Genomic DNA, 9,500 nt, shown 5'->3' with positions numbered 1-9,500 from the left:
GGCGAGCACGTTTCCCCGCCGCAAGGTCAAAGCCAGCCACCGCCAAAGAGCACACGGCTGGCGTGACACCTCATGTCGACGGAAGCGCTCCATATTTGGCTCTCCAGATCTTGGCGAGCGAGGAGCATCTCGCACAAATAAACAAGATCGGGCTTTCGTCTTTTGCTACGCTCTCAGTTCGGCGTTCAGATGGCGATCCCTCCAAATTCGAGATCAGCCTCGTTAAAAAGGGCGGCCCGTATCTTCGCTGGGTCGGGCCTCTGGGGTCAGTTGTAGCACCAAAAAACGTGACAGCACCCACCAACGTGCCAACGCCCATTAGACACTGAAAACGCCGTACCCCACCACCACCTCAATCGTCGAGTGCACAAACCCGTCTTGTGACGCACCATGTGCACTCGACATCACCCCCCATCATGAGATCCATCATGGCTTCCGAACCCATCGTGAAATGGAAGACTTTCGTATCCGCCCATCAACAATTCGACGAAAAAGTGAAGAGATATGCGCTCGGCAAACGAGGGCGTGAGGGCGAGTTCGCTTTGGACGAAGCTATGAGGGAAAACCTCGCAGATCGTTCATCGCTGTCGCTTAAAGCGACAAATTGCCGGGCCAGAATCGAATTCTGCCGTGCCGCCCGCAACGTCATGAAGGCCACAACTAAGCCAATGCCTGAAAGGCCAGCCTACTTTCTGACGCTATCGCCGATCGATTTCGTAACCACCGCTGCCGAAGCAGAGACATACGACTGGTCGGTTCTCCAAGTGTGGGCGGATAAGGTGCTCAAGGGATTTTGCTACTTCGGCATCGTCGATGCAGCTCCGTATGCCAATACCCCAACAGGACGGGAGAAGGTTGTATCGTGGCATATCCACGCCATTGTGTGGGGCGCGAGCCGTGATGAAATGGAGGCGTTTAAGGACTCAGTGAATGAACGGTACGGATCGCTCTTGCCAAATCGCGAGGCAGCGCATGTCCGTGTTCGTAGTAGCTGGAAGGGCCTTCGTCAGAGCCTCATCTACATGCTGAAGGCCCCGCTCAAGACATACCGCGTCTACGCCATCAAAAGCTCCGACAAGCGGCCCACCGGGGAATACCAACAAAAGAAAGATTGGCATAGGTCGGGTGAAGCTGCTGCCGTTTGCCGGTTTATGCACGGCGCGGAGATCGACAAGCTATGCGTCGCCGGACTAGGCGGTCGGGAAGTTTTGGAGCGCACTACGGCTCGGTCCATTTCGACCATCGTTCGGCAGGACGTTGACCGGCTTCATGCCTTGATCCGGGCCGTTGCCTGAGACCGTTTCTTATCCAACTTGGACGCTGCTATGGCGCGAGGAGCCACTTTGGGAACAGTTCGGCGCCAAGTCTCGGAACTCTGAGCAGCAGTCAGCTGCCGTCCTCAAAACGCTTGAGCTTCTCCAGCACGAAATCATTGGGCCGAACCAAAAAGGGAATTTCGTTTGCAGTAGCGCGTCCTTTGAGGACCTCAGCGAAAGCGGTGGCTTGTGCAATTTGCTCACCATCACACGCATCGCGGGGAAGCACGGTACGGCAATCAAAGAATGAACTGGCGAGATCACCTTGGCCTCCTACTTTCGTCGACCCGGTTGCAATCAGATCATCGTTGAGGGCAATGTTGATCTCGGCTTTCCGTAGCCGTGTCTCGGTGGCGGCGAATAGGCCAGCTTTCCCACACACCCTTAGGAATCCGATACCATCTTTGATCTCAACGTCATCACGCGCGCGTTCACGAAGGCGACCTAAGGCATGGGCGGAAGCGTGTGCGACAAGGACCCCAAGCCTGACATCGGTGCCGGACCGCCCAATCTTGAGATAATGACACTGAATGGTGACGCCGGTTTCTAGGCCGGTGAGTGCTTCCATTGGATGGTCGTCGGCTAGCAGCGTGGTAAACATAATTTCGCAGGCTCTTTTGCCAGCAAAGAGGGTGATGTCGACAAAAGCTCCCTTGTCGGCTTCGGGTATGGACTTGAGGCGGTCTCCTACAGCTTGCAGCAAGGCCACACGTTTAACTGGAGACCCCTCTAAATTTAGACTACCGGCCAACCATTTCACTGCTGGCCACCACTCCTTTTCGTTACCATTCGAAATTGCTACGGCGCCGATTAACTCGCGTCGCTTTATCTCTCGCCCAACCTGACGAGCGAAAATGCGGCCTTCCGTTGTGATAGATTTGGCCATAGATGCCCCTAAGCCGATGCGAACAACCGCTCCCGGAGATACCACGCGACGGCGTTCAACACGTTGCCTTCCCAAAACCATTCGACGGTATAGGGTCGAGAGACCTGCCCCAAAGCGGACCAAGCGTTTTCATTGGCCGCAGAACGCGAACTGTTTGATCGTATACGTGGTCTCAGAAACCTTCGTCAGGTTTCCCGACCCGACATCGTAGAAGCGCCGGACGCACGTGTCGTACTTGTCATTGCTGGTGTCCATCCAATCCGCTTGCAGGAGAGTGCTGTCGATACCGTAGCGGAGTTGAAGCTGATAGTTGTCCTCGCCGCCGAGTGGAAAATCGACCACCCTGCCATCACGGCCATCGATCAGAAACGCGAAAATGCACGACGTGCCACAGCCAATTTCGATCATTGTAAAGTGGCCGCCGTAGTTCGGGCCGGACTTCATACCGTTCCGAATCCTCGTCTTGAATTGGGCAGCGGAGCCCGCAAATTTTGGCAGGGCTGACTTCCCTTTGAGATACATTTTTGTGGGATAGTCGCCGAATTTGGGTTGCCGCTGCCGGTGGGACCGCGAGGAAAATGGCGGCCAATAACGCTGAAATCAGTTTCATCATGCTGCCCAAATCCCCTTACGGAACGGCAATGCCTCCGGTCACTAAACCTGTCAAGAGTTTCCTACACCCGGTTTTAACTGAGACCTCTCACTATTCCGCGTAGACTTGCGATGCTTTCGAGGGAACTACCCTGCCACCTGCTAATTACAATCGGGGAATTTTGATCTGAACGTGCCATCCAGTAGCTGGTCCATGATCCGGCAGCAGGTTTTGCACCGTGACGGCTATTGCTGTGTGTCCTGCGGCATCAGGCTCAAGTCGGCGGATGCCGACGTTCACCATTTGCTCCCTCGCTCGATGGGCGGAACCGACGAGATGTCGAACTTGGTCACGCTCTGCGACGGATGTCACGCGCGCCATCACCCAAACTTGGCTGGTGGTCTGGCAAGACGGGCGATTGAGAGATGGGCCGTGAGGCTCGCGAGATGGGTGGACCGCGAAGGAGTGGTGACCGAAGCCACAGGTAACTTCGGACCTGCTCTACGCCTGTTTGGGCTGCAGCGATTTCGTCACGGTCAGTTGCCGATCATATTGGCGGCGCTTTCGGGAAAATCCGTGTTAGTCGTCAGTCCCACAGGTTCCGGCAAAACCCTATGTTTTCAGCTTCCCGCGGTGCTTAGGCGTGGCGTCGCCCTTGTTGTTTCTCCCTTGAAGGCGCTGATGTCCGAACAGGTGTCCGACCTTCTAGCCAAGAAAATACCGGCAACGTTCATCAACAGTGATCTCAGCCGCGAAGAGAAGGAGACCCGCTTTTCTCTGCTTGGCCTCAAGGCCATAAAGCTCCTCTATGTTGCGCCGGAGCGGTTTTTTGTTCGTAGCGACGCCGAGCGCAACCAGCTTAAGCGGAGCGAACCGTCCTTTTTGATCATAGACGAGGCCCATTGCGTTGACCGCTGGGGTGAGGACTTTCGCCCCGAGTACGGGCGCTTACGCGAGGTTCGGGAAAAGCTCGGTGCTCCCCCAGTCTTGGCTTTCACAGCTACTGCTGGAAAGGAAATGCAGGACCGGATTCTCGCCTCGCTTGGCATCCCGGATGCAAAGGTGTTCGTCCGCGATGTGGATAGGCCAAACATCGCGATGTTGCGACGGCATTGCCGATCTGAACAACGGGCGCAGGAAATAGCATCCATGCTGGCGCTGCCCCAGTTGAAGGGGCAGAAGGCAATGATTTTCGTCCCTACGGTAAAAGTGGGTGACGAACTGCGGACTGCTTTGTCGGCGATGGGGTTGGACATCCCATTCTATCATTCCAAGCTGGGAACTGCATGGGAGAGGCAGGAACTCGTGAAGCGCTTCTTGGGGCAGAGCCGCCCAGTGGTCGATCAGATTGTCTGCACCAACGCCTTTGGCATGGGCCTCGACGTTCCTAACGTGCGGCTGGTGGTGCACTGGCAACAATCAGCATCTGTTGAAGACCTGTTGCAGGAGTTTGGCCGCGCTGGAAGAGATGGGAAGCCGTCGGTCTCGGTCATGTTCCACGACGGTAAAGGTCGAGGTGATACGGGACGCCTCAAATTCATGGCCGAGATGACTGTCTCGAATGCACCGGGGGATGAGCACCAAAAAGCGGTCATGCTGGAGCAGCGGACCCGGAACATCGATCAAGTGGCCGGGATGCTCCGCTCGACTTCTTGTCTTCGTAAGTCGATCCGCAACTATTTCGGCGATAGCGAGGCACGGCACAAACTGAGCCTTGCAGAGCGGATCCTTGAATGGGTTTTTGGAACACGTGCGCCGAGAACCCACCACACCGCTTGCTGCGATAGCTGCGACTCCGCAACAATCAAAAAGCACGGCGCGATAGCTTATGTTGCGCGGGTCATGGGAGCTGAATTCTCGCGTTCAGGGCGAAAATGACGATCGATTGCGCTCAGAAGACGGAACCCGGCAACTCCCGCAATACAGTATTTGGTGGAACATTGTTGATATCTTAAGCACGTCTCCACAATCGGTACTTGTCCGGCTTGGCCCGTTTTGCTAATGAGTCCGTACAAACGGGGGTTTGGATAATGTCGAAGCGCAATTTTCTGTCACCAATGGCCTTGTCGGCCACGATGATTCTCGGCGGCCAAGTTCAGGCTGCAGTCCTTGTCGAATCGGCAAATCAGCCTTCGGCCAAGCTCGCTGAAGCTGGCACTGTTCCGGCGGACCTCGGCTACGGTGAGGTGCTCGACCGCTCAAATGGTACGGACGTTATCATGGCGTACCACACCAGCCATTCGAGCCATGCTAGTCACGGGTCTCACTGCTCTGGCTACAGCTATTGTTGATGGCGGACACTTCTCGCGATAGCGAGCTCGTCCAGACTGCCCAAGTCAAGTTTGATCTGTCAGTCTTCAGCCTCGACTGTGTGAAGCGCGCAGCGTATCGGGTAACTGGAAACGCTGCGGTTGAGATCACGATCGAAGGCGGCTTCGCAGTATGCACGATCAACTTCAGTAAGGCGGCCGCGCGAGCTGCGGCCGACGCAGCGATAGAAAGGCTGCGGCTAGAGGTCTTGGATCAGGACCTGCGTAGCAGCATCGCCGCCGAAACCGCCACGGTTAGAAACGCTATACTGGCGCTGGCGTTTTCCAGATCGGGCCTACAGTCCGATGACTAAGTTTGCTCCGGCAACTGAGTTCCAACGACCGTTGGACGACACATACCAGCTCGCGTACTTCCGTTTTTCCCAGTTGGATGACGAGCGGTATATGCTGACCAACCAAGCGGGCGAATATCTGGTATTGCCGCGCGCCGTGCTGGCTTCGTTTGTCAAGCACGAGCTTCCCAGCACACACCCCGCTTACTCCCGCCTGCGCAGCAGGCAGTTCCTCTTTGATGCATCCTCCAATATCGGCAAGGAGCTGCTGGCGCTTAAGGTTCGGACCAAGGCAAAGAGGCTGGAGAACTTCACATCGCTTCATATAATGGTCGTGTCTTTGCGGTGCGAGCACTCCTGCCCTTACTGTCAGGTATCCCGTCAAAGCGAAGATCGTTCAGCCTTCGATATGTCAGAGGAGACTGCCGAGAAGGCGTTGGCGCTCATTTTCCAGTCTCCAAGTCCGGCTATCAAGATCGAGTTCCAAGGCGGCGAGCCGCTTCTGAATTTCCCGTTGATCCAACACATCGTGCATCGGGCTGAAGCGATCAACAAGGTCGCCGGGCGGTCGCTGCAATTCGTTATCACGACGAACCTCGCTGTCGTTACGGACGAAATCTTGGAGTTTTGCTGCGAGCACAGCGTCCTAATTTCTACGTCGCTTGATGGTCCGGCCATTCTTCACAATGCCAATCGACCACGCCCGGGAAAGAACAGCTATGAATTGGCTGTGGCAGGTATCCACAAGGCCAGACTGGCTCTCGGCCATGGACGCGTCAGCGCACTTATGACGACGACCAAAGCCAGCCTTCCACTGGTGCGCGAGATCATTGACGAATACGTGCGGCTAGATTTCCCCGGAATATTCCTTCGGCCGCTTTCTCCTTACGGCTTCGCGGTCAAGACGAAATCGTACGCTGCCTATGACGTGGACCACTGGCTCGACTTCTACTTCGACGGGCTGAATTACATCCTCGAACTGAATCGGAAAGGCATTCCTTTCAAGGAGTTTTACGCGGCCACCATCCTTACAAAAATGCTCACGCCTTTCGAGCCGGGATATGTGGACCTGATGAGCCCGGCAGGCATCGGTATCTCCGCCGTTGTCTATAACTATGACGCCAGCGTCTACGCATCCGACGAAGCGCGCATGTTGGCTGAGATGGGCGACAAGACATTTCTGCTCGGGAACGTCCACGAAAACACGTATGCGGAGATTTTCGGGTCTGACGCTCTCCTCGATCCTATCGAGCAGTCTTTTGCAGGCTCCGTACCGATGTGCGCCGACTGCGCTTACGAACCGTTCTGTGGCTCCGATCCGGTGTTCCACACCGCAACGCAGGGCGACTTTGTTGGCCTCAAAACGCGGTCGGGATTCTGCAATCGCAACATGTCGATCTTCAAGAGGCTGATCGACCTTATGGAGAGGGACGTTACCGCCCGAGAACTCTTTCTAAGTTGGGCGAATTAGGATGTTGCGACTGAGTGGCTTCGCTGCGTCAGCAAGCGTCGGTGATTTCTCACAGCGAGTGGCACTTAGGCTCGTGACGGGCCAAGCTGATCAAGCGCCCAACCCGGAGCATGATGCGTATCTTTTCAAGGGGCAGGCGTTACATCCTGAATGCCAGTGGGTTGTCACCTTTGAGGAGCACCGGCCGGAGGCTGAGCGACTGTTTTCAGACCGACGACTAGTCGTTCTGCCCCACGAATTCGACTACCTCAGCGAGGGAGACGTTATCCGCTTTGTCCCGGATCGGAAGGCAGTGCGTGTCCTGTTCAGAAAGGGTGCCAACGCGAACTATTTCCTCGTAACGGAGCGGTGCAACCACCTGTGCTTGATGTGCTCCCAGCCACCCAAAGACGTTGACGATCGCTGGTTGGCGCGGGAGATTTTGGATGTGCTGCCCTTGCTGCCCGCAACGACCCCGTTTCTCGGGATCACTGGCGGTGAGCCGACGCTGGTGGGTGAGGACTTTTTTGACATTTTGTCATCAGCTCGTGACCACCTTCCTTCTACGCCGGTTCATATTCTTTCCAATGGCCGGACATTTAAGGACAAGGCCTTCTCGCATCGCTATCAAGCAATCGGGCATCCTCGTCTTTCCGTTGGCATACCGATCTACTCAGCGGACCCGGAAGTGCACGACTATGTGGTTCAATCCAAAGGCGCTTTCGATGAGACCATCCGCGGGATCATGAACCTGAAGTCCGTCGGGGCTGAGGTTGAGATACGAGTTGTCGTTCACAAGCAGACCTATGAAGGTCTCGCCGACCTGTCAGATTTCATTTTTAGAAACCTCACCTTCGTAGACCACGTGACGTTCATGGGGCTGGAGATCACTGGCTTCACAAGGGCAAATATGGATAAGCTCTGGATAGACCCGTACGACTATCGAAGTGAGTTGCGGGCGGCTGTGCAATATCTGGCTGCGGCTAGGATCAATGTTTCAGTCTACAATCACCAGCTCTGTCTTCTTGATGGCTCCATCCATCAGTACGCAAAACGCTCGATCAGCGATTGGAAAAATGAATACGCCGATGAGTGCAGAGGTTGCTCCCTACGCAATAAGTGTGGCGGCTTCTTTTCATCCAGCAGCCTCGCAAAGAGCTCTCACATCGCGGCGTTCCAATAATAGAACACCGATGTGCATCGGGACTTTCACGAAACCCGATTCAAAAGCTAAGGCCGTCCAATGCGAAGCTACTTGAGAAACTTTCTCGCGCTAATTGTCATCCTCAGCTTCACGACAGCGTCAATCGCAGATGATTTCAATGCCATTCTATTCGGTCATTCAGTCGAAATTTACGGCGAGGCCGAGGAGACGATGCACCTTGATGGAAAGCCGACCATTACAGACGGTAGACTCACAATCGACGAAATCACAATTGTGAACGGAATTCCAACATTGGTCGGCAACAGCCTGTCCGGCGGCAACGCTTGCGAAGGCTCACCCTTCATTGTTTCGTTCCCCCCTAGCGGCCAGCCTCGCATTGACGGGCCGATCGAGGGAGCCGACTGCGCCTTGGTAACCCGCAAGGTTGAAGACACTGCGATTACTTTTTCCACAGCTCCAAGTGCCGGAAGGGTAGGCAAGATATGGGTCTGGACGCCCTCCACTGGCCTTGCTGAGCAGGCGTCCGTTGAAATGCAGCCTGATTTGACTAAGGGCTTCGCGACCTTGCGAGAGCGCACTGTCAAACACCCGTCTGACCTTTTCAGCTACGGGGAAATTAGCAGTGCCATCAGCGACCTCCTCGGCCCCGACCTCGGTGCCTACCGGGAAACGCTTGATGGGACGGGCTCCGGCAAATTCGTCGGCGACGACTATGTAGGAACGGCTTGCACCCCGCATATGTGCGGCCTTCAGGAGGCATTGGTTTTCGTGTCCGCAAAAGAACATCGCGTCTACGCGGCGTGGAAACCGGATCAAAAGAAGATAGAAGTCCGGCCGCCTCTAGATGATTGGCCGGACAAGGCTCGGGTCGAACTGGCAACGTGGGCGCGAAAATGGATGTAGCTCGGATTTGAGGTGATAATCTTGCAGCTGAGATATCCGTTAGCCTTTACAATCGCGGCCTGCGTCGTTTGCGGTCCGGTGTTGGCCCAATCAGCCATGGAACACCACCTCTGGCAAGATAAGCGTAAATTCGATCCCTATAGTCGTACGGCAGAGTCAATCACCGGAACGATACGGCTCTCGGGAAATCCAGATTTCGCCATCCCGGGCAGCAAGCTGGCGATCACATTCGGAAACGGCAAAAAAGTTGGTCTGACCTCGGTGGGCGCATCTTGGCGTCAGTGGGACGAAACGGGCGATAAAAAAGCGACCGCGGAAGTTTTCAAATTGTCGCGGGATCCGGGTGCTCTTAGAAACGGCAACACGCTTTGCGGTGATCCGAAATCTGACCCAGCCCAGTACGTCGTGTTTTTCGAAAGATCGTCGTCTGGTGGTCCCCTGCTGCTTGGGATGGCGGTCTTTGGATCGAAAGACACTCCGCACGACATCAATAGCCCAAACCTCTGCGGCACTTTCAATTATTCTACAGACTGAACCGGCCGTCTGGCCGATTGGGGCCGCTGCGAGTGATTAGAGTACTTTGGAG

9 protein-coding genes are annotated in these 9,500 nt (G+C 55.4%); 7 read left to right on the top strand and 2 right to left on the bottom strand.

Annotated elements, in window-relative coordinates; all coding sequences use genetic code 11:
* The first annotated feature begins 428 nt into the window (after nucleotides 1-428).
* On the top strand, nucleotides 429-1,295 hold the full coding sequence (locus EN925_RS10910) for a hypothetical protein (protein WP_024503088.1): 867 nt from the start codon (nucleotides 429-431) through the stop codon (nucleotides 1,293-1,295).
* Between the two features lie 91 nt (nucleotides 1,296-1,386).
* Here the strand turns inward: EN925_RS10910 and EN925_RS10905 are convergent, their stop codons facing one another.
* Together EN925_RS10905 and EN925_RS10900 are read right to left on the bottom strand one after the other, a co-directional pair.
* Nucleotides 1,387-2,202 carry a hypothetical protein gene (locus tag EN925_RS10905; protein WP_024503089.1) on the bottom strand — a complete coding sequence of 272 codons (816 nt, stop codon included), beginning with the start codon at nucleotides 2,200-2,202 and terminating at the stop codon, nucleotides 1,387-1,389.
* A gap of 129 nt (nucleotides 2,203-2,331) precedes the next feature.
* Complete coding sequence (locus EN925_RS10900) at nucleotides 2,332-2,646, bottom strand: hypothetical protein (RefSeq protein ID WP_127218517.1); 315 nt, start codon at nucleotides 2,644-2,646, stop codon at nucleotides 2,332-2,334.
* 361 nt (nucleotides 2,647-3,007) lie between these two features.
* Between EN925_RS10900 and EN925_RS10895 the strand changes: the two genes are divergently transcribed.
* The 6 genes from EN925_RS10895 (at nucleotide 3,008) to EN925_RS10865 (ending at nucleotide 9,448) form a co-directional block, all read left to right on the top strand.
* Nucleotides 3,008-4,672: a RecQ family ATP-dependent DNA helicase gene (locus EN925_RS10895; protein WP_081714267.1), complete on the top strand. Its 1,665-nt coding sequence runs from the start codon at nucleotides 3,008-3,010 to the stop codon at nucleotides 4,670-4,672.
* 152 nt (nucleotides 4,673-4,824) lie between these two features.
* Nucleotides 4,825-5,085: a hypothetical protein gene (locus EN925_RS10890; protein ID WP_127218519.1), complete on the top strand. Its 261-nt coding sequence runs from the start codon at nucleotides 4,825-4,827 to the stop codon at nucleotides 5,083-5,085.
* 324 nt (nucleotides 5,086-5,409) lie between these two features.
* Nucleotides 5,410-6,867: a His-Xaa-Ser system radical SAM maturase HxsB gene (hxsB, locus tag EN925_RS10880; protein WP_127368061.1), complete on the top strand. Its 1,458-nt coding sequence runs from the start codon at nucleotides 5,410-5,412 to the stop codon at nucleotides 6,865-6,867.
* 1 nt (nucleotide 6,868) lies between these two features.
* A complete protein-coding gene (gene hxsC / locus EN925_RS10875; RefSeq protein ID WP_024503094.1) occupies nucleotides 6,869-8,029 on the top strand; it encodes a His-Xaa-Ser system radical SAM maturase HxsC in 1,161 nt (386 codons plus the stop codon).
* Between the two features lie 72 nt (nucleotides 8,030-8,101).
* On the top strand, nucleotides 8,102-8,914 hold the full coding sequence (locus tag EN925_RS10870; RefSeq protein ID WP_127368062.1) for a hypothetical protein: 813 nt from the start codon (nucleotides 8,102-8,104) through the stop codon (nucleotides 8,912-8,914).
* Between the two features lie 96 nt (nucleotides 8,915-9,010).
* Nucleotides 9,011-9,448 carry a hypothetical protein gene (locus tag EN925_RS10865; protein WP_128336529.1) on the top strand — a complete coding sequence of 146 codons (438 nt, stop codon included), beginning with the start codon at nucleotides 9,011-9,013 and terminating at the stop codon, nucleotides 9,446-9,448.
* Nucleotides 9,449-9,500 lie beyond the last annotated feature (52 nt).

It is taken from the genome of Mesorhizobium sp. M7A.F.Ca.US.006.04.2.1 (genome assembly GCF_004022915.1).
Lineage (GTDB): Bacteria > Pseudomonadota > Alphaproteobacteria > Rhizobiales > Rhizobiaceae > Mesorhizobium > Mesorhizobium ciceri.
This window is presented reverse-complemented; position numbering and strand designations above follow the sequence as displayed.